The organism is Pseudoalteromonas sp. S2755, from assembly GCF_005886535.1.
Lineage (GTDB): Bacteria > Pseudomonadota > Gammaproteobacteria > Enterobacterales > Alteromonadaceae > Pseudoalteromonas.
Window position 1 is genome coordinate 1 of the sequence record NZ_PNDS01000130.1, and the last position, 26615, is coordinate 26615.

Consider the following 26615-nt stretch of genomic DNA (forward strand, 5'->3'; position numbering starts at 1 on the left):
GCGGCTCCGACGTTTTAGCTTGCAGTAACCGAGATAAAGCTCGACCTATGGCACAATCCTGATTACTGCAAACCTAAAGTGTCTCTGATCTCCCGCATTTTTTCTTTAAGGCTTTGCTGGATTTGTTGCACTTGCTCATGTGAGCTATTAACCTGACCTTTCATACTATCCATAGCGTGACCAAAGGTATCTAAAAGATCTGATTGTTGATTGGCAAGATCCATGGCATGGGCGGCAACTTGGTTGGCGCTTTGTGCGCTCTCTGCCACACCTTCTGAATTGCGTTTCAACTCTTGTGCATGACCGGTTTGCTGCTGTGCCTCATCTGCCAAAGCCGAAATTTGCGTCGATACCTTGTTTGAATTATCACTCAAAACATTTAATTGCTGGTGAATATCAGTCAGTGAAGCTTGTGTTTGCTGTGCAAGCTTTCGTACTTCGTCCGCAACGACCGCAAATCCACGGCCATGCTCACCTGCACGCGCCGATTCAATCGCCGCATTCAGTGCAAGTAGGTTCGTTTGTTCTGCGATGGAGCTGATCATATCAATCACTTTACTCACATCTGAAACACCATTAAGTAATTCATTTAAGCTCTCTAACCCCTGCTCTACCCGCTTTTGCGTGGTCGATGAAGCGCTCAACATAGCATCCGCATAGGACACGCTTTGTGTCATTGCTTCAAAGGTGTTATTGGCATTGTCGGCAACTTGTGCGTTGATTTGATTGGCATCCGCCCCAAGCGCCCTAAGCGAGTCAAGCTGTGCTTGATTTTGCTCCACTTGCTCAAACGTGTCTCCAGCTTGTGCAGAGATCTGCGCTAAGTTAGTGTTCATCTCTTCCATAAAGGTATTGATCACACTCAGCATTTCTGAGCGTTCGTCCGCTTCTGCTCGCTGCCTATCGATTAACTGATTAAAGTAACTCGCAATTTCACCAATTTCAGTGTCTTGGTTTTTACTTTCAATATTACGTAACTCATTACTTTCGATAAGCTGAGCGAAGCCATCGCGTAGCTGTCTTAACGGAGTTAATACTTGATTGAACTGCACAAAATACACACCACCCGCAAGGAGCACGAGTAACCCAATCGCCCCACCAAACAGCATAAATACATTGGTTTTTACGTCAGCCTGCTCTGTTTTTAAGTTGGTTTCTGCTTGCAGGATATTCTCTGAAATTGCTTTAATGTCACCTCGCAGTGCCAACATGCCCGCTTGGCGTTGTTTGGATTGCTGCAAGGTATTTTCTAAGTCGCGGGCATAACGTTTAGGCCAGCTCACAAGCTCTGCTTTTATTTCTAGCGCTAAGTCTTCCGCTTGTGCACCTAAAAATAGCTCGTCTTCGTCTACCTCACTCATTACTCCTAAGTTTTCGAGTCGGTCTATTCGCGCGGCAATATCCTGTAACCGGCTTAAGCTCGACATCAAACTCTGCTCGGTCTGCTGTTCGTAAGCCATGACTAATTGGTAGGTATATAAGCTCAAGTTTGATACTTCGCTAAAGTAGTCTGAAGCAAGATTAAAGTAGGATTCATTGGCAGCACTATCTTGAGCTTTAATTGCGTATTTGACGAGGCTCGATGCTGAACCTGACATTTGCCTGAGCGCATTATCCAACAACGCAAGTTCATTACCAGAGAGCTTGCCGAGTGCTCGGTATTTGCCTGCAATATCTTGTTGTAGTTGTATGAGTTTCGTTTTAAGTTGCTCAGCAAGTGCAGGTGGTAACTGTTCCACACTTTGCTGTAATGCTTTGATTTGTTCATCAGCCTTACTTAAATACTGGCTATCGCCCGCACTCAAGTAATCTTCTACTGTACCCTCAAGCTCGATGATCACCGCATTTTTAACTTGATTATAAGCGGCATCTTGCGTATCAAGCTCGGTTAACACTTGGCTCGCCCAAAACAGACTCGCCCCAAGTAGAATGCTCGCAGTGGTCAATAATATTGCCAATAACCGAGTAAATGTAGACACGCGCATAGAATCACAACCCCTTTATCAAAATGCTCCGCAAGAGTATTAAGGATTTATGACAACTTGATTAAATCTGGTTACCTTTTCTGTGCAATAGCACAAAACCATACTTTTTACGTATATCCATCTAGGCATCTACTGAACAAAATTAAATCAGCTAACGGTGTGCTATTTCATCGCAGCATTAACATAAACGTCAAAGCGGTTTTTCTTGGTTTTTATTTGCATACTTGGCGTTTTATCATTTAAAAAACCGGCGTAGTCTGGACGTTTTACCACCACCCTTTTAGTGGCTAACTGCAACGCAAAAGGCAAAAGCGCGTCCGCATCCAAGTCATTACCAACTAAATCTTGGAATACCCGCATTTCTTTTTTCACTTGCGCTGATTTTTCACGATGCGGAAACATAGGGTCAAGGTATACTACGTCTGGACGCCAACCAGCTTGCTCTAGCAAGTCATGGCTAGAACCAAACTCCAGTTGCATAGTTGACTGTACCCATTCGCCAATTTCAGCATCTTGATAGGCGCGTTGCAAGCCGTCATATAGCAACGCTGCGACTACCGGGTTACGCTCGTGTAACACAACTTTGCAACCCATAGACGCAAGCACAAAGGCATCGCGTCCAAGCCCTGCTGTCGCGTCTAATACCGTAGGCACTGCCCCTTTGTTTAAGCCGACAGCTTTTGCAATTGCTTGCCCTTTACCACCACCAAACTTGCGTCGATGAGCGACTGCACCTGTCACAAAGTCAACACGAATAGCGCCGAGCTTTGGTTCATCTTTTTTAAGTAATTGTAGGCCTAGCTCGTCATAAACCAATTGAAACTCCGCATCGTTAATATTAAGCACGGATAAATTAAACAGCTTAGTTAGCGTATCTAGGTAGGATCTGTTTTCTTCAAAAGGGGTGTGAATATACAAGCTAAGCTCCCAAAGGTTACCAACCGTGGCAGTATACCCCTTTCCCTTTCTAGTGTCTTTGATTATCCTGTGACTTAAAATAGTTCGATATCAGCCTGTGACGCCACTTCATCCGCACCCCAAGGTTTCGCTATTTTGTTTAAACTCTCTATGAGTTGCTGACGTACCTCAGTCACCTCGCCTAACTTATATTTAATTATGGTTAGCTCATCGCTTAGATAAGTGAAATGCTCATAGAGTTCCTTCAACCGCTCTCTTTCACTTGGCTCTATGGCTGCAAGCTTGTCACTCTCTAGCATGGCCTGAAATTCAGCGACTTTGCCGCTGTAATGATCACCAACGCCGCTTAAATGATCGCTTAGCTCAGCAAATACCTGCCCGATATGTTCCACTTTATTGAGGGCATCTTCACTGACCTCCATGTCTCTGATTTTGGCATCAGTGGCTTCCAGTATGTGCGGAAACAAATCTTTATAGCGACCATAAACGGCAACATCGTCCACTGGCATATTTTTAATTAGTAAAGAAACTTTAGGATAGTTAATGATAGTTCTGCGCCCAAAATCAACAAAGCGACTGCCATCTTTGTGTTTCTCAAATAGCTCTTGCTCTATCGGTTGAATCGCTCCCTCGCTAGAGTAAAACATTGCGTCTTGGTGATACCAAAAGGCCACCGCAACATCAAGCTCCATCGGCATAAAAAACTCTAAAAAATGAGCGCTCAAAGTGTTGAGATCATGCGCGTGATAAGACTGCCCAACGTAGCGCATTATACGCCCCATATCACCAGAGTCGGTCATGGCGATTTCAGCTGTAGTTTGGGCACGCTGTACATCTTGTTTGAGCTGCGACGACGTTTTTCTGTAATCATCAAGGACATTAATACGCGCTAGCAACTCTTCGGCGTTAAAGGGCTTGACAATGTAGTCAGCAGCGCCTGCGTTATAACCCCGCATCCGCTCTGAAATATCGGCACGAGAGGACAAAAACATAACCGGGATCTCATTGGTGTCCTCTAGCTTTTTCAGTTGTTTACATACTTCAAAACCTGAGACTCCAGGCATTTCAACGTCAAGCAAGATGATATCCGGACGATATTTTTTAGCTAATCGTAAGCCTTCCTCACCATTTTTCGCATGTAATATTTTGCACGTACGCGCTAACGCTTCATCAACAACGTGATGAACGAGCTTGTCATCATCAATGGCAAGAACCAGTTTTGTCATGTGGCTTTCCCTATTAATTCATATCTTTATAGAATAGTCAGAGATATTGAATTTGCTAACAAAAAGTCACACTTTCTAAGACAAAAAAACGCCTTCAAAAGAAGGCGTGAAGAATGGAAAAAAGGAACTAGGCGGCGATCCCACTGTGGCGTAGTAACGCATCCACTTTTGGCTCTCGACCACGGAAGCGAGTAAACAGCACCATTGGCGCTTCTGAACCACCCTTTTCAAGAATGTGATGCATAAATTCACGTCCGGTTTGCGGATTGAATATCCCGTCTTCTTCAAACTTAGAAAACGCGTCCGCAGACAGCACTTCAGCCCATTTATAAGAGTAGTAGCCAGCGCTATAGCCGCCAGCAAAAATATGGCTAAAGCTATGCTGGAAGCGGTTAAACTCGGGCGCTTTAACAACTGCTGTGCGCTCACGCACCGCATTGAGCGTTGCTTGAATTTGGCAATCCGTATTTGGCTCAAAGTCTGCGTGAATATGAAAATCAAACAGCGAAAACTCCAACTGACGCAGCATTTGCATGGCTGACTGGAAGTTCTTTGCCGCGAGTAACTTGTCTAACATTTCTTTTGGTAACGGTTCACCCGTTTCATAGTGTCCTGAAATGAAGTTCAGCGCTTCTTCTTCATAGCACCAGTTTTCTAAAAACTGACTTGGCAGCTCAACCGCATCCCATGCCACACCATTAATACCAGCAACAGGGGCTGCATCCACTTGCGTTAGCATGTGATGAATGCCGTGACCAAACTCATGGAATAAAGTGGTTACCTCATTATGGGTAAATAGCGCAGGTTTATTACCAACGGCTTTATTGAAGTTACACACTAAATAAGCAACAGGAGTCTGCAGTTCACCATTTGCGCGTATTTTTCGGCCCATGCAGTCATCCATCCAGGCACCACCACGCTTATGTTCACGAGCATATAGGTCGAGATAGAAATGACCACGCAACTCGCCTTTATCATCGTGAATAGCAAAAAAGCGTACGTCTGGATGATAAGTATCAACGTCTTTGACTTCACTCACACGGATCCCAAACAGGCGATTTACGGTTTCAAACAAACCGGCAAGTACCTTATGTTCAGGGAAGTAAGGGCGCAGCGCTTCGTCAGAAATCGCATACTTAGCTTGTTTTAATTTTTCGCCATAATATGCGTAATCCCAAGGTTTTAGCTCGCTTACACCGTGTTCTTTATTCGCAAAGTCACGGAGTTCAGCCACTTCTTGCTCGGCTTGTGGTTTTGACTTAGCGGCAAGGTCATTCAAAAATGCAAACACTTGTCCCGGCGTTTCAGCCATTTTGGTTGCCAGTGATTTTTCTGCAAAATTAGAAAAGCCGAGCAACTGAGCCAGTTCGTGTCTAAGCGTAAGCGCTTCATGCATAATCGCTGAGTTATCGAACTCGCCAGCGTTAGGCCCTTGATCAGAGGCGCGTGTTACAAAAGCACGATAAGCCTCTTCACGGAGCGTTTGGCTGTCTGCGTAAGTCATCACAGGAAGGTAAGAAGGAATATCTAGCGTAAATACCCAGCCCTCTAATCCTTTGGATTCGGCAGTATGAGCGGCAAGTGCTAAGGCCGACTCCGGCAGTCCAGATAATTCAGACTCGTCAGTAATATGCTTTTGCCATGCCTGAGTGGCATCCATTACATTGTTACCAAACTTTGATGCCAGCTCTGACAACCGTGCCACAATTTCGCCATAGCGTTTTTGTTTTGCAGCTTCCAGCGCAATGCCAGAAAGTTGAAAGTCACGCAGTGCATTATCCACCGACGTTTGCTGAGCAATCGTTAAGTTACCAAACTCAGCTGACTCTTTTACTGCTTTATAGGCTTCATATAGCCCTTGATGTTGGCCACAATAAGTCGAATATTCGGAGATTAATGGCAAACACTCATCATACGCTTTGCGCAGCGCTTCTGAATTAACCACTGAGTGCATATGCGACACTGGCGACCACATGCGGCTAAGTTTATCGTCCGCTTCTTCTAGCGGTAGTACAAAGTTGTCCCAAGTATAATTCGACTGTGCTAAAACAGTGTCGATAGTTTCACGACAGTGCGCGATAGCTGATTTTAATGCTTCAACAATATGTTCAGGCTTAATTTTCGAAAAAGGAGGCAATCCTTCTAGCCCGATTAATGGGTTACTCATGGGCACGCTCTTTATTTTCTAATCTAATATTGAGGTTGAAATAAGGGTGAATGACCGCATTTACAAGTATCTGAACAGATTTTTGCTTAATATCGGTCTTCGGTTGTGCACTTTTGCTATTTACTTAATATAAAGTAGTAGGGTTTAAGCAAAACAAATAATTGGCGAGGAATTTTTATGGCTCAACATTTTGACTATATCGCAATCGGTGGCGGTAGCGGCGGGATCGCATCTGCAAACCGAGCGGCGATGCGAGGTGCCAAGGTGGCATTAATAGAAGCAAAGCACTTAGGCGGTACTTGTGTAAACGTGGGCTGCGTTCCAAAAAAAGCGATGTGGCACGGCGCTCAAGTTGCTGAAGCCATTAAACTATACGCACCAGATTATGGTTTTGATGTTGAACTAAAGAACTTCGATTGGGGTAAGCTGGTAGAAAGCCGCGAAGCCTACATTGGCCGTATTCACCAAGGTTACAACGGCTACCTAGCAAAGAATGGCGTCACCGTGATCAATGGCTTTGCTAAGTTTGTTGATAACAACACCATTGAGGTCAACGGCGAGCACTACACTGCCGATCATATCAATATTACCGTGGGTGGCCGTCCAACGACCCCTAATATTCCTGGCGCTGAGCATGGTATCGATTCAAACGGTTTCTTTGAGCTTAAAGAGCAACCTCGCCGCGTAGCAGTCGTGGGCGCGGGCTATATCGCGGTAGAGCTTGCGGGCGTATTGCACAGCTTGGGCACAGAAACCCACCTATTTGTTCGTAAGCACGCTCCACTTCGTAACTTTGATCCTATCTTGGTTGAAACCTTAACTGAGGTAATGGAAAAAGAAGGTCCAACGTTGCACACTCACGCGGTGCCACAGTCTGTGACCAAAGAAGAGGATGGCTCAGTCACCTTACATCTTGAAAATGGCGAGTCGTATACAGTAGACAAACTGATCTGGGCAATTGGTCGTGAGCCAATGACAGATCTTATCAACCTCGCTGCGACAGATGTAGAAACCACACCTAGCGGCCATATTAAAGTCGATGAATGGCAAAACACCACAGCCAAAGGTATCTACGCGCTCGGTGATATTATGGATGGTGGCATAGAGCTTACTCCGGTAGCCGTGAAAGCAGGTCGAATGCTAGCCGAGCGCCTATTTAATCCGGAATTGCCAAACGCAAAAATGGATTACGATTTAGTCCCTACCGTCGTCTTTAGCCACCCACCGATTGGCACCATTGGCCTAACAGAGCCGGAAGCGGAAGAAAAATACGGTAAAGACAACATCAAGGTCTATACCTCTACCTTTGCTGCAATGTACACGGCGGTCACTCAGCATCGTCAGCCATGTCGCATGAAACTTGTATGTGCAGGCCCAGAAGAAACCGTAGTAGGCCTACACGGCATCGGCTTTGCCGTAGATGAGATGATCCAAGGCTTCGCCGTCGCAATGAAGATGGGCGCAACCAAAGCAGACTTTGACTCGGTAGTCGCAATACACCCAACCGGCTCCGAGGAGTTTGTTACCATGAGGTAACAGACTGATTTAATTCATTAGGTTTTAAAAATAAAACGCGAGCGGCAGACAAGCTCGCGTTTTCTATATGTTAACTCAACGCTTCAAGCGTTCATCGAGCAAATTGGAGAGACGTCATTGGTTCGCAAGCTCAGTCAATGCCTGCTTAATAAGCTCAGGATGGGTAAATGGGATCAGGTGCTCAGTTGATGATATTGGTAAATATTGCCCACCGCTGGTTTCAGCAACTTCTTGAGACCATTTTCTCCCCTCAGCCTCCCATTTTATTAGATTGGCTTTCGCTTCTTCAGAGTCTGCATTGGCGATATCTAGTTTTTCAAACTCACTGTCTATCACTGAAATAGGAATACTACTGTCTGGCTGCCAGTTTCTTACTAACTCCAAGTCGTCATGGTAGTTCATCATCTCGTGTACTCGAGTAAGTTGAGCTGCAACACTATGGCGGGTTTGCATGATGTGATTGAAATATTGCCAATCCATGTAGTCTGCAAACTCGCTTCCTTCAAGCAGTGTTTCAATATGCGCCTGTTCTTCAGCTATTTTTCCATCCATTTTTTCTTGCCAATTACCTGCAGCAACATGATCAATCAAATCTTGTCCGTATTGACGATAAACATCAACTGGGTAACCTTGATACTGAGCAATAGAAAGTGGCAGTAAAATATCTGGGTCTAACCACAACATGCTTGCTATCTTTTGCTGGAACTCCTGTGATTTTTGCATCGCGATTAGCGGCACCGAGTTACTATTTGCGTAACTCAACAAATGCACATCACTGAGATTGAGATTTTCAAATAGTACAGGGAGGTCGTGTGCAAATTTATTCATGGAAGGCGCGTCATCAACACTACTTAACCCCTGTCCTAGCCTATCAATGACGTAAACATTAAAACTCTCTGCCAAGTAAGGCTGTAGTAACGCGAACCAAGCACTGTCACTATGGAAATGCATATTCGCGCCCGAGAGCATGACCACAGTTGGTTTATCAGCGTGCTGTTTTAATTGTCGAACATGGTAATAATCGTTGTTCACTGCGATAAGATCAGAACCTTGGGGCAGCGCATAACGACTTGTCGATTCAAAAAATGTCATTATCGATTGGGTGGTTTGAACAGGTGGTAAATGCCAGCTATGACGAGCCCCGTCTACACTAATGAGCTGCGTTTGAATATTGCGATTAGGATAGTGAGTTAGCGTCACGCCTTCCGCTATTTCTTCATCAACAGATAAAGCAGCCTCATAGTTTAGATTAGCAATAATTTTAATCGCTTGAGGTGATGAGAGTAGCCCAAAATTTGCGTGACTTTTGCCATTATAAGGCAATACCGAGTCTGCTTTACCATGCATAATTCGGTAGTTTGTAGGTGTCGAAAAATTACAGCTATCACCTAATTGGTAGGACATAGGTGCGGCAACCGTCACTATCGCATTAAACGTCTCCGAACGGTTACATAATAGGTTTTGTACAAATAACCCGCCTTGAGAAAAGCCGGTCGCATAAATTTCACCGTCAATGACATCATATTTGGCTTTTATTTCCGCAATCATCTGATCAACAAAGCCTAAATCATCTACACCTAAACGATGTGCCTTGTTACAACCACAGCCTTCGTTCCATTCTTCGTTTTTTGATTTGGGATAAACGACTATATAATCATCGTTTTGCTCATGTAGCTTGGTTAAACCTGCCATACCGTAAGCAGTCCCTCCAGAACCATGAAAGGCCAACATCAGCTTGTACGCTTTATGTGGCTTTTCAATCGGCTTCATATAATAGTAACGCTCATTGAGTTGATGGACCTCAAAACCATTTACGGGCTTTAACACTCCATCGTCATTACTTAACGCCTTTTTGCTGTCGCTACTGCTGCCACAACCCGCGACTAAAGCTGCGAGTGTTAAACCTAACGCCTGTTTTAAAAACATTCGACTTGTCATGTTGGCCATTCCTATTTTATTGTTTTCATGTACTCTAAATACTTTGAAAAAGGGCGCGACGAATTTACATGAAATCGTTGTGAGGAATTCCTTACCAATAAATATAAACAATATAATCAAAGGGATAATAAATGCGCTATGAGATTGCAGCTATTCGGTTTGATACGGTTAATCGAACGCTGACGAGTAGCACAGACTCCATCAGGCTTGAGCCTAAGCCATACTTATTGCTACAAACCTTAATTGCAGAAAATGGTAATGTTGTTTCGCGCGATAAGCTCATTGCAGAAGTGTGGCAAGGTCGCGTAGTCACAGAGAGTGCAATCAATAAAGCCGTGTCGACGTTGCGCCAGTATATGAATAAATTAGATGGTAAAACTGAGTATATAGAGACTATCCCTACCCTTGGATACCGACTGATTCCTGCAGTCACAAGTCATACTCCGGCAACAATAAATAAGACCAGCTCCCGGATCGCACCACTTTTGGGTGCTTCACTACTTATTACCAGCGTATGTGCATTTGTTGCCTATCAGCTCATGCAGCCTGCGCAAAATAACAAACCTCTCGCGCCACAAAAATTAACGAGCCAGAGCGGTATTGAACTGCAGTTAAGTAGCGCGACTCAATATAAAAGCTTTAGCTACCTGCACCCTACGAACACTCAGCAATCGGAGTTGTGGCTCAATCACAGCGAGCAAAATAGAAAGCTGTTTTCTGGCAACATCAGCACACAAGCCTTAAGCTCAGACGCCAAACACATCGCCTATATCGACGATGATAATGGCTGTACCGTAAAACAGTTTGATATCACGCAGGCACAGCACACGACACTATTCTCTTGCCAGGCTATCGAAAACATTAAACTAATATGGGGCGCAAATCCGCACGACATCATTTATCGAAAACGCACAAATATACATAGTGGATACGGCCTTTACCGTTTCGACTTAAATACAAAACAACATATCCAGCTAACGCTTCCTCCAATCTCAGGAAACCTCAGAGGCGACCACCTATTTAGTTTATCCACAACTAAAGACCAACTCGCCGCCGCACGCTATCTTGGAGAAGATAAACACGAACTGACGGTGTACGATTACCCAAGCATGTTAGTAAAGAGCACCGTTAAGTTACCTTATAATCTCACGGCACTAACTTGGTCTGCTAGCGGGCAATCTATTTACTTTAGCGCAGGCAGCAGCATTTATCGCGCTGATATAAAGTCGAGCAAAGTAGAACTGCTTCACAAACTCACAGCACCAATCGAAAGCCTAGTATTACAAGATAGCAATGAAACCCTGCTCTTTAACCAATATAAGTTAACTAGTCTAATTCACCTTTTCGACGTATCGGAGCAAACCTTTTCACCACTCGTTGATAATCAGGCGTTGAACCGCTTACCTCGCGCAAATCAAATGCCGCGAGTTTGGTATATTTCAGATCATGGCGCGCATTCCGCTTTATGGTCTATGAACACTGAAACACAACAACACACTCAAATTGACTTGCCTCACGTATTTAATTTTCAACGTTATCAACTCAACAATGACGCTTCTAAAATACTTTTTGAATATCAAGACGCCATTTACCAGTTTGCTATCAACAGCCAAAAAACAACACAACTTATAGGCTCTGAGCTTAAGCCTTACGTTGCCAATTACAGCCAAGATAACCATGAAATCATTTACAGCAGTGAACGCTCTGGTAGTTGGCAGTTATGGTCTCTAAATCTAATAACAAACCAACATCAGCAACTTACAACACAAGGTGGCTACAGCGGCTACAAGCTTAATAATGTGTTGTATTTTACCAAGTTTACACAACCCGGAATTTGGCAACTGGAAGACGGGCAAGAGTCTGTAGTTGTGACGGATGTGCCGGTGAGAAATTGGTTAAATTGGCGGCTCAGAGGTAATGCGCTTTACTATGAAAAAGACAAAAGCATCTGGCGATTTGACCTGAAGACTAAACAAGAAAAGCTGTATTTTACTCCGCCACAACGATTTATTGGACAGTTTGATATATTGCAAAATGGCGATGTGATTTTCAGTGAGCTGAAACAACCAAGTGGTGAGCTTTGGCAATTAACCGTGAAAAATTAAAGTACAAAAACAAAAAACCCAGCCGAGGCTGGGTTTTTATTGATTCTTGAAACGAATTACTTGATTTTCGCTTCTTTGAAGATCACGTGTTTACGAACCTTAGGGTCGAACTTTTTGATCTCCATTTTTTCAGGCATGTTACGCTTGTTCTTGTCGGTAGTGTAGAAATAACCAGTACCAGCAGTTGAAACTAAACGGATCTTATCACGCATGATTCAGCTCCTTAAACTTTTTCGCCGCGAGCACGGATATCTACTAATACCGCGTCGATGCCTTTTTTATCGATAATACGCATACCTTTAGTAGTAGTGCGTAGAGAAACGAAACGCTTTTCGCTTTCAACCCAAAAACGGTGTGTTTGTAGGTTAGGTAGGAAGCGACGCTTAGTAGCGTTGCGCGCGTGCGAACGGTGGTTACCAACCACTGGGCGCTTACCTGTAACTTGACAGACTTTAGACATGTCTATGTATCTCCAATAACTTCGCTCGAGCTTAATTTTCCCTTAAAGGCCTTTTAACTGCGTGCCCTAGGTAAAATCAAAGGGCGCTCTTTATACAGTATCTACAGGCAGAGATCAAGGATCTGATCCTACTGAAATCAGCTCATGGGTAAATTTGATAGCGGCCAATTATAATGATCCGAAGCCCACTAGGAAAGTAAAAACTGCATTTAAATTGAACTAATTTATAAAATTTATACAAATATGCTGATTTAACGAGCAAATTTCTTTTTTAGTCCTTTGTAGGTGATTATTTTGACTGTTTAATTTTCGTGCTTATGAGTATATTCAAGCAGCAACACTCCACCAGCTACCTCACACTTCGAGTAAAAGCTGAGTGATCAAGCTCCATTCCATTTTGCTCAGTTCAAAAGGACAGCTTGAGAAAGCGAAACCTACCTGTTAAGACAAGAACTTTGCTTAAATCAGTCCTCGTTCGGCAAACGAAATACAATGACTTCCAGCGACGATTAAATGATCAAGCACATTAATATCAACCAATGCCAAACCTTGCTGCAATTTTTTCGTGATAAGTTTATCCGCTTCGCTGGGCTCTGCCACGCCCGATGGATGGTTATGGGCAAAAATCACAGCTGCACTATGGTATTTGAGTGCCGCCTTTACTACTTCTCTTGGATAAACCGAGGCCGCATTAATCGTGCCGTGAAACAGCACTTCATCTTTTATCAGCCGATTTTGGTTGTCTAAATACAACACCATAAACACTTCATGGCCAAGCCCCCGTAGTTGAGCACTCAAATAGTCACGTACCGCAGTCGGGTTTTGAAATACCGTTTCTCTTAAGCACTCTTCTTTTAGATAACGCCGGCTTAGCTCCAAAACGGCCTGTAACTGAGTGTATTTGGCAACGCCTAAGCCTTTTAGCGCTGAAAACTCTTCTAATGAGGCATTGAATAAACGCTGTAACGTTTGCTGTTCTTGCAACAAGGATTCGGCAAGCTCTATGGCATTTAATCCTTTGATCCCAGTGCGTAAAAAGATGGCCAATAACTCAGCATTAGATAATGCCTCAGGGCCTTGCTCTATTAACTTTTCTCTTGGCCGCGCAGATTTGGGTAAGGCTGATATTTGCATTCTATTATTCCTTATCTTTGTATGTCTCCTTGACTAAATTAAGCTTAGCGGGTGCTCACGATTATTCAAAAGCAAACACAGACTGTGATATCTTTAGTTTATTGATACTGTGATCGTATAAAACAAACATGCAAAGAAATAAACGCCTCTTACTTGGGATCAGCGGTGGTATCGCTGCTTACAAATGTGCAGAACTCGTTCGCCGCTTAAAAGAACACCAGATAGATGTCAAAGTGGTGATGACGGAGTCAGCTAAGCACTTTATCACACCACTAACAATGCAAGCTGTCTCTGGTGAAATCGTTTCTGACTCTTTGCTTGACCCGCAAGCAGAAGCATCAATGGGCCATATAGAATTTGCAAAATGGGCAGATCTAGTGCTGGTTGCTCCCGCGACCTCAAATATCATCGCCAAAATGGCAGCGGGTATTGCGGATGATTTACTGACCACATTACTGCTCGCGACGCCCGCGCCTGTTGCCGTGGCGCCAGCAATGAATCAACAGATGTATGCGCACCTATCGACTCAAGCAAATCTCAATACCCTTACTTCACGCCGTGTCCAAATCTGGGGACCCGGTAAAGGCGAGCAAGCCTGTGGAGATGTAGGCGCAGGACGCATGCTTGAACCCCATGAATTGGTGCAACTGTGTTTAACTGCACTTCGCCCTACTGAGCAAGTATTAGCAGGAAAAACGATAACTATCACTGCAGGACCGACACGCGAAGCATTAGATCCGGTGCGTTTTATTACCAATCACAGTTCAGGAAAAATGGGATTTAGCCTTGCTGAGGCGGCAAAGGCTTTAGGTGCAAGCGTAAATCTGATCGCAGGCCCAGTTTCACTGAAGACCCCCACTGGAATTACTCGAATTGACGTAGAAAGTGCTGAGCAGATGCAACAAGCTGCACTCAAATATGCCGTACAATCGGATATTTTTATCGGCTGCGCTGCGGTCGCTGATTACCGTGCAGCCACCGTAGCCGAGCAAAAGATTAAAAAGCAAGGCGATGAAATCACACTTACACTGGTCAAAAACCCCGATATTATCGCCAGTGTCGCAGCACTAAAACAGTCTCGTCCTTATACCGTTGGCTTTGCCGCTGAGACGCAGAATGTCGCCGAATATGCGCAAGGAAAACTGGTCAATAAAGGGTTGGATATGATCTGTGCGAATGATGTGTCGGATAGCACAGGTGGTTTTAATTCTGATAACAACACATTGACCCTATATTGGAAAAAAGACCGACTTGAACTCCCTCACTCTAGCAAAAAAGAGTTAGCACTTACTGTCATGCAAGCTATTGCCGAAAAGATAAAATAACCTTCATGTAAAAGACTGGAAAGAAACTGAATAAAACATTAACATGATACCCCGATAACGTGTAAACGAGTCGGGGTTTGCACTTCTGCGCATCACTCTCTGTGCTTAATAAACCCGGCAAAAACAATATAACAATTAGAAAAATAAGGGAAATTTCATGCCAGCGACAAAACGTAGTAATCGCAAAGAGCAAATTCTTCAATCACTCGCACAAATGCTGGAAACCAGCCCGGGACAGCGTATCACCACAGCTAAACTCGCTGCTGAAGTCGGGGTTTCAGAAGCTGCGCTTTATCGCCATTTTCCAAGTAAAGCGAGAATGTTTGAGGGGCTTATTGAGTTCATCGAAGATACGTTGCTGTCACGCATTAATTTAATCCTAGAAAACGAAAAAGAAACCCGTAACCGGATCTACAACATTCTTACTCTACTTCTCGCCTTTGCAGAGAAAAACCCTGGGATCACACGTATTTTAACGGGTGATGCACTACAAGGTGAGCAAGAACGTTTACGTGAACGAGTACAAAGCTTATTTGAAAAGCTTGAGACACAATTCAAACAAGTATTAAGAGAGCGCAAACTGCGAGAAGGCAAAGCATTCACGAGTGAAGAAAGTGTACTGGCTAATCTATTCTTAGCTTTTGTTGAGGGTAAGATGAACCAGTTTGTAAGAAGTGACTTCAAAGCAAAGCCAACCGCGCAATTCGATAAACAGTGGGTTGAGCTTGAGAAAATCTGGCTTTAAGCACCTGCGGCTAGCCGCTTAAATACATCCGCACACCGCAGAGCATTTTAGTTTCACTGTTAAAAGTGATAAAAACATCATAAATACATACTAAAATGCTCTAGATATGACTCTAAAACTTTCTCTCTTAAGCGCAGCACTTTTTAGTGTAAGCAGCTTAGCAGCTAAACCCAGCCTTGAATTTAAAGACGTTTTTGATTTTCGTTACCCACAGGGTACGGTGATCTCCGAACAAGGCACATTCCTCGGCCTAAGTGCAAAGCCTTACCGTGGTGACAGCGAAGGCCAAGTGTATTCTCTCGATAATAGAGCACTGATTGCATCGGTTCCCCGTGGTACAAATCCAGTTATCAATAAAGGCGGTCAATGGGTTGGCTTTACCCAACTCCCTACTCTACTTGAAAAAGAAACGGCAGATAAAAAGAAGAAAAAAACATTAAAGAACAATTTAGTGTTGGTGAATAGCACAACTAAGGCCCAGCAAACCTTTAGCTCAGTTAAAGATTATCAAATTTCAGATGATGGCTTGTGGCTGGTGTACCGTGAGGATACAAAAGCAGGCGACAAAAAATCAGACGCAAAAGAGAATAAAGACGAGCAAGCTGATGAACTCAAAATCAGTGCAGATAAAGGTGATGACACATTAACACTTGTGGTGCTGAACCTTTCTAACAATGAAAGTACTCGCTATGACAACATCGCAGCATACAAACTAGCACCAAATAGTAACGCGATACTAGTCAATCAGCGCAGTGAAGACGGCAGTAAAAACCGTGTTGCCGTTATTGACTTAGCGAGCAATCAAATCACAAGTCTTATTGACGAGCCCGGTGTGACTTTAGGAGACATTGCTTGGCAACCCAATTCTCAACATGTCGCTTTTTATTTAGGTAATTATGTCAACGATGACAAACGCCGCCGCGACTACCAACTCAAATTATGGTCTCCAACAAGCAATAAAATTACCGATATCCACAACCCAAGCGGTTGGTTTTCCGGCAAAACAGCATCAATCAAATGGTCTGAAGATGGCTCACGACTGTTTTTTGAAAACCGTCCACAGCTGGAAGAAAAAGCCAAAGTGCTTAAATACACAGATGAAAGTTCGCTTTTTGATTACGATACCATTCGCCAGCAAAAAGGCTTAAAGGTGTGGCACAATGCCGATCCTGAAATCAAAACTAGAGAAATAAAAACATGGAACGAAAGCCGTCGAGATCAACATTATCAAGCGGTTTATCATCTTAATGGCGAGCGTGTAGTACAGCTTGAAAACCTTCAAGTGCCGTCTATTTCACTGCGCACAAACGCAAACTTTGTGCTGGGCAGCGATGATACCCCCTATCTAAAGCAGATTATGTACAAAGGCTTTTATCGCGACTACTACAGCGTTGATATCAGCAGTGGTGATAAACAACTCATCGTTAAAGAAAGTTCAAATCGCCCTACTGTTGCACCTGATGGTAAACATGCGGCCTATTTCGACGGTGAACAAATCTGGTTGAAATCGCTATCCACTCAACAGCTTACGCCGGTAAGCAAAGCGGTTAAAAACGCACTGTTTGCTGATGATAAACATGATAAGCCAGAGCCAAACGAAGGATTTGGATTTGCTGGTTGGCAGCTCGATGGTTCGACACTCTACGCCTACAGTAAATATGATATTTGGGCATTTGATACTAAAACGGCAAAAGCAACTCGACTGACTGACGGCTATAAGACCCAAACACAATACCGCATTGAGTATAAAGATAAGGACAAACTGGGCTTTAACCCTGACGATACCTTACTGTTAAGTGCGCACAACCTCGAAAATAAACAAACGCATATTGCTACGCTTTCTCTACAAGATAACACATTGCAAACTGTTTTGTCTGGCGAAGCTAAATATAACGTAGTGAGAAAAGCCAAAGAGGCAGATACTTATATTTTCACAAGACAGTCTTATCAAGAATTTCCTGATTATTGGGTTACAGATAGCAGCTTTAATAACCCGACAAAACTCACAGACTTAAATCCACAGCAACGGACATTTGCTTGGGGCCAAAAGCCTGAACTTGTGAAGTACAAAGGCTACGATGGCGAAGATCTTCAAGGCGTGTTAATCAAACCTGCTGATTATAAAGCCGGTGATAAAGTGCCAGTGGTGATTTACTTCTACCGCTATATGAGCCAGCGCATGTATGACTTCCCGAAAATGGAGTTAAATCACAGACCAAATCTGCCAATGTATACCTCAAACGGTTATGCGATATTCTTGCCTGATATTCGTTTTGAGATCGGTCACCCTGGGCGCTCTTCAACGCAAACCATGATCAATGCCGCACAAGCGCTTATTGATAAAGGTGTTGCTGATCCAGACAAAATAGGCTTACAGGGCCACTCTTGGGCAGGTTATCAGAGTGCATTTATGATCACCCAGACAAATATGTTTAAAGCGGTTGTGTCTGGCGCACCAGTATCAAATATGACCTCTGCTTATAGCGGAATTCGATTAAAGTCCGGCTTAGCACGTCAATTCCAATATGAAACGGGACAAAGCCGCATAGGTAAAACACTCACCGAAGCGCCCGAATTATACATAGAAAACTCTCCAGTTTTTTACGCAGATAAAGTAAACACTCCAATTTTGATCATGTTTGGCGATAACGATGGAGCGGTTCCTTGGCAAGAAGGTATTCAATACTATTTAGCATTAAGAAGGCATGATAAAGACGCAATATTCTTACAATACGAAGGCGAACCGCACCATCTTAAAAAGCTGCCAAATCAGCTAGATTATTCAATTCGTATGAAAGAATACTTTGATTATCACCTGAAGGGGTTGCCACCTGCAGAATGGATTCAATCCGGTAAAGCATTTATCACTGAAGAGTAAGCAAATCCACTGGTATTAATCATCAAGGACACCATATCGGTGTCCTTTTTTTGGCAACATCCTACCCATCCTTTTGTTTTAATTTCATCTAGAAATGTTTTGTTTCAACTTTCATCTTTATAATTTCGTTATAAAAAAGCTCATATCTCCATTACATTTGACGGTTTTACAAACGAACCATTGAACTTTCAGTAGATGCGTTGTAAGTTCTATGTTGCAGGAAAATTTTCCTACTCTGCTAATAAATAATTAAATAAGGAAATAAGATGAAACTTTCTAACCTATCAGCAACGATCAGGCTATCTCTACTAGCTTGTTCAACGCTGACTGCAGGCGTATCAGGTATCGCCCACGCTGAAGAAACAGACGCCAACGCTACTAATAGCGTAGAGCGAATTGAGGTTACTGGTACTCGTATCAAGCGAGCAGCCATGACTGGTGCGAGCCCTGTAACAAGTGTTACGGCCGAAGACATTAAAGTTGCAGGTATTACTAGGGTAGAAGATCTACTCAACGATATGCCTGCAATCTTTGCTGACCAAACTTCAGGCCAAGCAAATGGAGCGACAGGTACCGCAACAGTAAACCTACGTAACTTAGGCACAGAACGTACATTAGTACTTGTTAATGGACGTCGCTTGCCTTCTGGTTCTCCTGTTGATGGTGGTATCGGCGCTGACCTTAACCAAATCCCAGCGGCCTTGGTAGAACGTGTAGATGTTCTTACCGGTGGTTCGTCAGCAACATACGGCTCTGACGCTGTTGCTGGTGTTGTAAACTTTATCATGAGAGACGACTTTGAAGGCTTCCAAGTTGAGTATCAAGGTAGCGTTTATCAGCATGATAACGACCACAAAGACATGCAACGAGCACTAAATGATAGAGGCTTCCCTGTTCCTGATGGAAGTCAGTGGGATGGTGACACCCATGATATCTCTCTAACTTTTGGTGCAAATTCTGCAGATGGACGTGCAAACATCACAGGTTACGCGACTTGGCGTGATATCGAAGAAGTAACACAAGATAACCGTGACTACAGTGCCTGTGCTATGAATATCGATGCCACAGGTAAACGTGTCTGTGGTGGTTCAGGAACAATTCCTGATGGCCGTATTACCGATTTCGATACCTATGATTACAAAGTAGCTGGTACCGATTTCGTTCCTACAGCTGGAACTGTTTATAACTATGGCCCACTGAACTATTTCCAACGTCCAGACAAACGTAAGACATTTGGCTTGCTAGGTCACTATGATTTTAACGACAGCCATACGTTTTATGCTGAGTTTAGCTACATGGACAACCGTACAGTAGCCCAGATCGCACCTTCTGGTTCTTTCTTCAACCAAGTTGATATTAGTTGTGATAACCCGCTACTTTCAGATTCGCAAAGAAACACGCTTTGTGGACCCGGTGGTGTTGCAAATGATGATGGGGTTGTAGAAGGTGCTTTCATCGGTAAACGTAATGTTGAGGGTGGCCCTCGTCAAGACGATATTCGCCATACCTCAACTCGCTTTGTACTAGGTGTTCGCGGTGAAATCGATGACAACTGGACTTATGATGCGTATATGAACTTTGGTAACGTATCATATGCTCAGACTTACCAAAACGACATGTCTACAACCAGAATCATTCGTTCATTACAAGCAACAACAGATGATGACGGTAACGTGGTATGTAAGTCAGTTGTAGATGGTAGCGATCCAACCTGTATTCCTTGGAATATTTTCGATCCAGCGAACATCACGCAAGAGCAAATCGACTATCTAACTATGCCTCTATTTGCTCGTGGTGACACGAGAACAAAACAAATTAGTGGTTATGTTACTGGTGACCTTACTGAGTACGGTGTTGTAGTACCAGGGACTTCCACTGGTGTGGGCGTGGTATTTGGTCTTGAGCACAGAAAAGAGTCGCTAGACTTCAATCCTGATCAAGGCTTCCAGTCAGGTGATGGTGCAGGCCAAGGTGGTCCAGTTCTAGGCGTAAGCGGTGAATTTGACGTTAATGAATTCTTTACAGAATTCAATGTACCATTAATCGAAGACTCTGAATTTGCTGATTATATTACATTAGAGTTAGCTTACCGCTACTCTGATTATTCAACGGATAAAACAACTAACACCTATAAAGGTGCGTTCGATATCCGCGTTAATGATCAACTTGGTTTGAGAACAAGCTTCCAACGCGCAGTGCGTGCAGGTAACGTACGTGACCTATTCAGATCAGCTGGTTTAGGTTTGTTTAACTGGGAAGATCCATGTGGTGGTGACAACCCAACTCTAACCGTTGAACAGTGTGCTAGAACAGGTCTCGATCCATCTAAATATGGTTCAAACGCACTGATCAACCCAGCAGGTCAATACAACAGTATCACTGGTGGTAACCCAGACCTAGAGCCTGAGAAGTCAGATACTATCTCGTTTGGTATTCTATTATCTCCTGAAGCTATTGAAGGTTTAGACATTGCGATTGACTACTTCGACATTACTGTTGAAGACGCAATTCAAGAAATCCCTGAAGCAACAATCTTCAATCAGTGTGCGATTAATGGTAACGACGAGTTATGCGGACTTATCAACCGTGGTTCGACTGGTTCTTTATGGCTAGGTCAGGATTCAATCACAGCAATTGATACCAACATTGGTAGCGTAGAAACAAGCGGTATCGATTTTGATGCATCTTACCGTTATAACCTACCTGATGATATGGGTCTTTTACGCTTCAAACTAATCGGCACATGGCTAGATAAGTTTGCAACGCAAAACTTACCAGGTGGTGATATTGACGATTGTGCTGGTCGTTGGGATAGAGCGGTATGTGAATACCCAGTTCCTGACTTTAAGTCAAACTTCTCAACAACTTGGGTAACGCCTTGGGATGCAAACATTACAGCAACCTATCGTTATGTAAGCGAAGTGAAGGAATTCGCACGAAATGACGACGGCCAAGTAATCGATGGACCAGTTCCAATGACTGCGCGTGACTACGTTGATATTGCGGTAACATGGAACGCTTCTGATAACCTGCAATTCCGCGGTGGTGTAAATAATATCTTTGATAATACTGCTCCACTAGTACCAAATGGCCCTGCAGGCCCAGCAAATGGTAACACTTACCCTGGTTTCTATGATTCTTTGGGTCGCTATATCTTCGCAGGTTTCACGTTTAGACTGTAGTCTAGAACCTGAAAGATTTAGTCGTAATTATCAGCCCTCGTAAGTTTAAAGCTGCGAGGGCTTTTTTAGTTTAACGTCACTCTCACACCACTGCTTAATCATGATGCCTAGAGGGAAAATATCTATTAACTACTCATCTGACATCAAAGCTTTTTAATAAGGTGAGCTATTTTTGAGGTTAGAAAGTCTTGTCGCTTGCTCCACATCCAGCTAGCAGCAAGGCACCTAGTTGTTCTAAAAAAGAAGTTTTTAACGCAGTTAGCGTCAGATTTTTCTCCCACATCGAGTGGGTAAAGACTATTTGGTATTAAAACATGAGATACCATGCACACAATAATATCTATCACCGCTAACGTTCATACACCGTAATCACAATTAAATAACCTGAGCTTCGGATAATTAATGCCTTTCTAGCAGCCAGTTTTAGCGCTAACTGCGTTGAATTCACTTCCAATAGCCAGCTATAGGTGCATAAATTCGCCTTGTTATCCCTAAAACTGTCTGGCTAGATAAGGGGATAATTTAATGTGGCATTAAAAACAATGAGTTAGCTCATTCCTTATCCAAACCTCAGGTTAAATAAGTGGAGATAGTCAGGAAAGATAAAGCGTAATTTAAACTTGAGAGAAAGAAAGGTAATTGCTCTAAAAGAGGAATTTTCAGCGCAGCTCGCAACCGTTTCCTCAATTAGAGCAAGTAATTAGACTGCTCATGCTTGTCTAACAAAGCAAAACTTACTGACCGCCCTGGACGCCAACAGTACTCTGCTGTCGGTTAAGCATATCTTTTGCCGCACGTCGATCATGCTCGATCTGGTCTTTAGTACGACATCTTCGCTTTGTAAACTTACTACCAGTGATGATATCTTGCTTACAGTATAAATCATCTTGATTCTTAGCTATCGTGCTCTCATTATTGTTTTTTGCCGACTCGGTCGTTGAGTTACAACCCGACAGAAGCACCAATAGGACAACACAAACTCCTGCGATTTTCATAGCAAATCCTTTATTATTAATAATATAAAGTACCTAGGTACACTTAAGAACGGAGTGTTCAAACTTTAGTCTAATCAAGATTACATAGAAAAGCAATTGCACCGATTTTAACAACGAAAATGACTAATTAGACTCTAAAAACTCCAGCAGTTCCTTTTCAGGCATAGGCTTTGCGAGCAAAAAACCCTGTACTTCATCGCAACCAAGCTTCTGTAACACTGTCATCTGCTCTTCTGTCTCAACGCCTTCTGCAATCGTCTTCAGGCCGAGATGTTGACCTAAAGAGATGACAAGATCGGCAATTGCACCGCTATCATCATGAGGGATATCTTTGACAAAAGCACGGTCAATTTTAAGCCGTGCTAAAGGTAGTTTTTGCAAATAGCTCAAAGAAGAAAATCCAGTACCAAAGTCATCAATTGCCACCTCAACACCAAATTCTTGTAACTCTTGGAGTGTATTGATCACCGAGTTTACCTCATCCATGACCACACTTTCTGTCACTTCGAGCTCAATATGCTTAGGCTCTATATTAAACGACAAGATAGTGTCTTTAACCTGCTGCGCATAATTTGGCACCTTGAACTGTGGTACAGAGACATTAACAGCAATGCTAAGCTCACCGAACCCCTGTTGCTGCAAAGTTGCCTGCAACTGACAGGCTTGTTCTAATACCCATTGGCCAATTTCAACAATAAGTCCTGCATTTTCCGCAAGCGGAACAAAAATCGCAGGGGAAATATAATTCCCGTTTCCAGAAGGCCAACGCAACAAAGCCTCACAGCCAATTATCTTGCGATCAGCAATAGAAAACTGTGGCTGATACCAAACCTCCAGTTTTTTCATCTCAAAATCTTGCCTTAGCTGTCTTATTAGCCCCAGCTTCCAAGCCATTTTTTCTTCTAAATCAGGGGTATACCAATCCAGTGGAATACTCGACTGCTTTGCTTGGTTCAGCGCAATATAAGCAAGTTTTAAGGTTTCTATTCCTTGCGGTTGGAAGTCTTCTTGACGGCACACCCCAATATGAAAGTGCATAGTCAACAAGTGCTCCCCAACATGATAGGGCACGCATAAGTTATCAATAAAAGACTCTTCATCAAACTGCGACTCTGGCATTAAAAAGCCAAACACGTCCGCACCAATACGTGAAATTAACTGGGCCTCAGGAAACTCAACACTAATTCGCTCAGCAACTCCTAATAACAACAAGTTCCCAACTTCTTGGCCTAAACCGTTATTGATGTCAGAAAATTGAGCAATATCAATAAGAATAAAAACGAGCGACTGTTGCTGATTAAAGTAAGACTCTATTTTCTCGATAAAATTAGCGCGATTAGGTAGTTTGGTGAGATTATCTTTGTAAGCAACCTCACGTAATTCATTGAATAGCTTGATATTATCAAGACCAACACCAACGTTAGTCAGGAATATCTCAGCAAACTTCAATTGCGCTTCCGATGGCTCAGCCTCTAGCTCTAAATAAATGGCCGCTTTTTTGTTTTTGCTTTCAAGTAAGAAGGTAATGTCATGTGCGGTCGATTGGTGGGACTCGGTATCAATACAGTTTTGCACTTGCATGATGACACGACCATTATCAAGCTGCTCTATGCCATTGCCAAAGAATTCACGGTATTGCTCACTACCGCCAAACACCCTTAAATGCATATCATCATCTAGGTAGCCACTCACTAAGCCCTCACCTGACGCATCTAAAATATTTGCTAATTGGGCAACAACCGCAGCTGCAAAGGAGCTCATATCAGTATGGCCGAGTATGGCGCGAGAAGCTGAAAGAATTTGCTCTAGTGCGTGGCTTTGCGCTTCGAGCTCACAAATTTGTTGATAAGAACGGATAGCGGTAAGTAAGGAGGTAACCAGTTTACTACGAGTGAGCTCTGTCTTCATTTTATAATCGTTGATGTCGAACTCGCGGATAACCTTTTCTTCTGGCGCGTAACCTGGCTGACCTGTACGCATAATAATACGTACTGCCATATTTTTTATTTCTTCGCGCACTCGACGGACGACATTAAGACCCGCGTCGTCGGTTTCCATCACCACATCAAGTAAAAGGATACTGATGTTATTTTGCTCTTTTAAAATCTCAATGGCTTCTTTGCCAGAATAGGCATGAAAAAACCTGAGCTTTTTGCCCCAAAACTCTAAATTCGACAGCGCAAGTTTAGTAACAGAGTGGATCTCTGGGTCATCATCAACGACTAAGACATCCCAAAAAGCACTTGTCATTTCTTCTTCTTGAGTAACTTCTTCGTGCTCTGCAAACAAATAATCTTCTTGCTCAGGTGCCATGTTTTACCCTTTAAATCCGCACTACTCTTTAATTATAGGCACTGATTCACTCCAGTGTTTACCATCTTACAAAATATGGTACATTTTTACTATTACAGTTCTGTTTGATTAACATACATGAAATATTATAGTCGAGCATAGAACAAAATAGATGATTTAGCATACTTTTTACCAAAGAGGATTCTGTATCAAACATTTATCTACTCCTATTAGAACGCTGATGATTTTGGTACTTGTCATTGTGATTGCTGGTTTAGCGATGCCACATCATTATAAGGTGGTAAAGAGCACTGATATTTCTGCAAATAACACAACGCTCTCTCCTTTGGTGTTATCCCATTGGCCAGCATTATTTAATTGGCAAACAGCTGAAGACATCCACTTTCGTGTTTTGCCAAAAAAGCAACGAGTGGGCGGCTCAGCAGTGTTAGTGCATCCTTGGGGAGAAGCTGAAATGACCATCACCAAAATCAACGAACGGAGTTTGGAGCTGTCACTATATTTAGACGATGAACATTTAGCCAAAATTAGCCTTAATTTGTTTACCGTTCAGGCCGATAACAAGTTGATCATCACGATTGAAGGAAGAGCTAACACGCCCTTTATTGGCAGCTTTATCGCACTTTTTATGCAGCAATATTTACAGCAACTAACTAACTCTGCAGTGAACCATATGCACACACGGTATAAACTACGAGCTTGATATGGCAGTCAAAAATGCACAAGTAAAGTCAGCCTTAGCGCTTTCGATTGAAGAAAAGCTCGGCTACCCCATGGTGAAACGGATCACACCGCTTGTCACTCAAAATGATCGTTATCAGTCTGATAAAAATAAAGACAACCAATATACGGTGCGAACTCAACATGGCACACTAAAACGCGCCCTAAAGCGCCAGCAACTAATAAAAGTCCAACGCCAGCAAAATCTTGAAGCGATTATGGGCATGGCGCTTACATTATGCCCCGAGGTCACCGCCCGAGGTCGCCCCGATCCCGATTGGTTGGAGCACTTCATCACCCTTGCAGAAGATATCGCCAACCACTCCATGCAAAAGTTGTGGGCAAAAATATTAGTAGGTGAAAGTATTACGCCTGGCACATTTTCAATTAAGAGTCTGCAAACCCTAAAGATGATGACCCAACGTGAAGCAACCGCGTTACAAAGATGTGCACCGCTGTGTGGCTACTTAGAAAAAGAAGACAGCTACCTTATTCTTCATGGTTATTACAAAAAGCCATCTATTTTTGATTTGCTGCGTAAGGGCAGCACCGAATCCATCAACTTAAGCCAAGCTGGACTGAATTTTCCAAATATACTTACGCTGATGGATATTAATATCCTTTATCGGCAAGAAATTGAGTCCGCATCACTACAAAAAGGACAGTCAATGCAGCTGGTCTATTTACGTAAAAAAATGACCTTAACGGCTAAATCCAATGACTTGGTGCTGAGCTATTACAAGTTGACGCAAACCGGAGACGAGCTAAAAAAGTTACTCCAAAGCCCAATCAATAAACAATACAAACAACTTGTAGAAAAGGCCTTTGAAAGCGAATTTACGCTCGAGTGGGAAGATAGATAAGGGAGTTGTTCTATTTAACCTGAGCTGCGGATAATTAATGCCTTTCTAGCAGCCAGTTTTAGCGCTAACTGCGTTGAATTCACTTCCAATAGCCAGATCTACTTGAGTATCTTCGACTTGGTTTC

General features: G+C 43.2%; 18 protein-coding genes. 8 read left to right on the plus strand and 10 right to left on the minus strand.

The window, feature by feature from the left end:
* Window positions 1–62 precede the first annotated feature (62 nt).
* From CWC03_RS18505 to prlC, 4 genes are all read right to left on the minus strand, one after another.
* Window positions 63–1985: a methyl-accepting chemotaxis protein gene (locus CWC03_RS18505; protein ID WP_138583135.1), complete on the minus strand. Its 1923-nt coding sequence runs from the start codon at window positions 1983–1985 to the stop codon at window positions 63–65.
* A 162-nt stretch (window positions 1986–2147) separates the two neighbouring features.
* Window positions 2148–2903, minus strand: coding sequence for a class I SAM-dependent methyltransferase (locus tag CWC03_RS18510; RefSeq protein WP_138583136.1), 756 nt, complete (start codon window positions 2901–2903; stop codon window positions 2148–2150).
* A gap of 74 nt (window positions 2904–2977) precedes the next feature.
* Window positions 2978–4129, minus strand: coding sequence for a response regulator (locus CWC03_RS18515; RefSeq protein WP_138583137.1), 1152 nt, complete (start codon window positions 4127–4129; stop codon window positions 2978–2980).
* A 127-nt stretch (window positions 4130–4256) separates the two neighbouring features.
* Window positions 4257–6296 (minus strand): oligopeptidase A, encoded by a 2040-nt coding sequence (prlC, locus tag CWC03_RS18520; RefSeq protein WP_138583138.1) that lies wholly within the window; start codon window positions 6294–6296, stop codon window positions 4257–4259.
* Window positions 6297–6473: 177 nt separating this feature from the next.
* On the opposite strand from prlC, the gene gorA reads away from it, so the two are divergent.
* Window positions 6474–7832 carry a glutathione-disulfide reductase gene (gorA, locus tag CWC03_RS18525; RefSeq protein WP_138583139.1) on the plus strand — a complete coding sequence of 453 codons (1359 nt, stop codon included), beginning with the start codon at window positions 6474–6476 and terminating at the stop codon, window positions 7830–7832.
* 114 nt (window positions 7833–7946) lie between these two features.
* On the opposite strand, the gene CWC03_RS18530 is transcribed toward gorA, so the two are convergent.
* Window positions 7947–9770: an alpha/beta hydrolase gene (locus tag CWC03_RS18530; protein WP_138583140.1), complete on the minus strand. Its 1824-nt coding sequence runs from the start codon at window positions 9768–9770 to the stop codon at window positions 7947–7949.
* Between the two features lie 131 nt (window positions 9771–9901).
* Between CWC03_RS18530 and CWC03_RS18535 the strand changes: the two genes are divergently transcribed.
* A complete protein-coding gene (locus CWC03_RS18535; RefSeq protein ID WP_138583141.1) occupies window positions 9902–11875 on the plus strand; it encodes a winged helix-turn-helix domain-containing protein in 1974 nt (657 codons plus the stop codon).
* A 56-nt stretch (window positions 11876–11931) separates the two neighbouring features.
* Here CWC03_RS18535 and rpmG read toward each other — a convergent pair whose 3' ends face one another.
* From rpmG to radC, 3 genes are all read right to left on the minus strand, one after another.
* The gene (gene rpmG / locus CWC03_RS18540; RefSeq protein WP_010364212.1) at window positions 11932–12087 is read right to left on the minus strand and encodes a 50S ribosomal protein L33; all 156 of its coding nucleotides are present in this window, start codon (window positions 12085–12087) and stop codon (window positions 11932–11934) included.
* Between the two features lie 11 nt (window positions 12088–12098).
* The gene (gene rpmB, locus CWC03_RS18545) at window positions 12099–12335 is read right to left on the minus strand and encodes a 50S ribosomal protein L28 (protein WP_010376746.1); all 237 of its coding nucleotides are present in this window, start codon (window positions 12333–12335) and stop codon (window positions 12099–12101) included.
* A 459-nt stretch (window positions 12336–12794) separates the two neighbouring features.
* Window positions 12795–13469 (minus strand): RadC family protein, encoded by a 675-nt coding sequence (radC, locus tag CWC03_RS18550; protein WP_017219072.1) that lies wholly within the window; start codon window positions 13467–13469, stop codon window positions 12795–12797.
* A 128-nt stretch (window positions 13470–13597) separates the two neighbouring features.
* Here radC and coaBC point away from each other — a divergent pair, with 128 nt between their 5' ends.
* The 4 genes from coaBC to CWC03_RS18570 all read left to right on the plus strand — a co-directional run bounded on the left by coaBC (window position 13598) and on the right by CWC03_RS18570 (window position 21599).
* A complete protein-coding gene (coaBC, locus tag CWC03_RS18555) occupies window positions 13598–14794 on the plus strand; it encodes a bifunctional phosphopantothenoylcysteine decarboxylase/phosphopantothenate--cysteine ligase CoaBC (protein WP_138583142.1) in 1197 nt (398 codons plus the stop codon).
* Window positions 14795–14951: 157 nt separating this feature from the next.
* Window positions 14952–15539: a nucleoid occlusion factor SlmA gene (gene slmA, locus CWC03_RS18560; protein ID WP_010376740.1), complete on the plus strand. Its 588-nt coding sequence runs from the start codon at window positions 14952–14954 to the stop codon at window positions 15537–15539.
* Between the two features lie 106 nt (window positions 15540–15645).
* Window positions 15646–18417, plus strand: coding sequence for a S9 family peptidase (locus tag CWC03_RS18565; protein WP_138583143.1), 2772 nt, complete (start codon window positions 15646–15648; stop codon window positions 18415–18417).
* A 266-nt stretch (window positions 18418–18683) separates the two neighbouring features.
* Window positions 18684–21599 (plus strand): TonB-dependent receptor plug domain-containing protein, encoded by a 2916-nt coding sequence (locus CWC03_RS18570; RefSeq protein WP_138583144.1) that lies wholly within the window; start codon window positions 18684–18686, stop codon window positions 21597–21599.
* A 734-nt stretch (window positions 21600–22333) separates the two neighbouring features.
* Here CWC03_RS18570 and CWC03_RS18575 read toward each other — a convergent pair.
* Together CWC03_RS18575 and CWC03_RS18580 are read right to left on the minus strand one after the other, a co-directional pair.
* Window positions 22334–22594 carry a hypothetical protein gene (locus CWC03_RS18575; RefSeq protein WP_069020010.1) on the minus strand — a complete coding sequence of 87 codons (261 nt, stop codon included), beginning with the start codon at window positions 22592–22594 and terminating at the stop codon, window positions 22334–22336.
* Between the two features lie 123 nt (window positions 22595–22717).
* A complete protein-coding gene (locus CWC03_RS18580) occupies window positions 22718–24907 on the minus strand; it encodes a bifunctional diguanylate cyclase/phosphodiesterase (protein ID WP_138583145.1) in 2190 nt (729 codons plus the stop codon).
* A gap of 220 nt (window positions 24908–25127) precedes the next feature.
* Between CWC03_RS18580 and CWC03_RS18585 the strand changes: the two genes are divergently transcribed.
* Together CWC03_RS18585 and CWC03_RS18590 are read left to right on the plus strand one after the other, a co-directional pair.
* Window positions 25128–25610 (plus strand): SRPBCC family protein, encoded by a 483-nt coding sequence (locus CWC03_RS18585; protein ID WP_138583146.1) that lies wholly within the window; start codon window positions 25128–25130, stop codon window positions 25608–25610.
* Between the two features lies 1 nt (window position 25611).
* Window positions 25612–26490, plus strand: a complete 879-nt coding sequence (locus CWC03_RS18590; protein ID WP_138583147.1) for a TIGR03899 family protein — start codon at window positions 25612–25614, stop codon at window positions 26488–26490.
* Window positions 26491–26615: the final 125 nt, after the last annotated feature.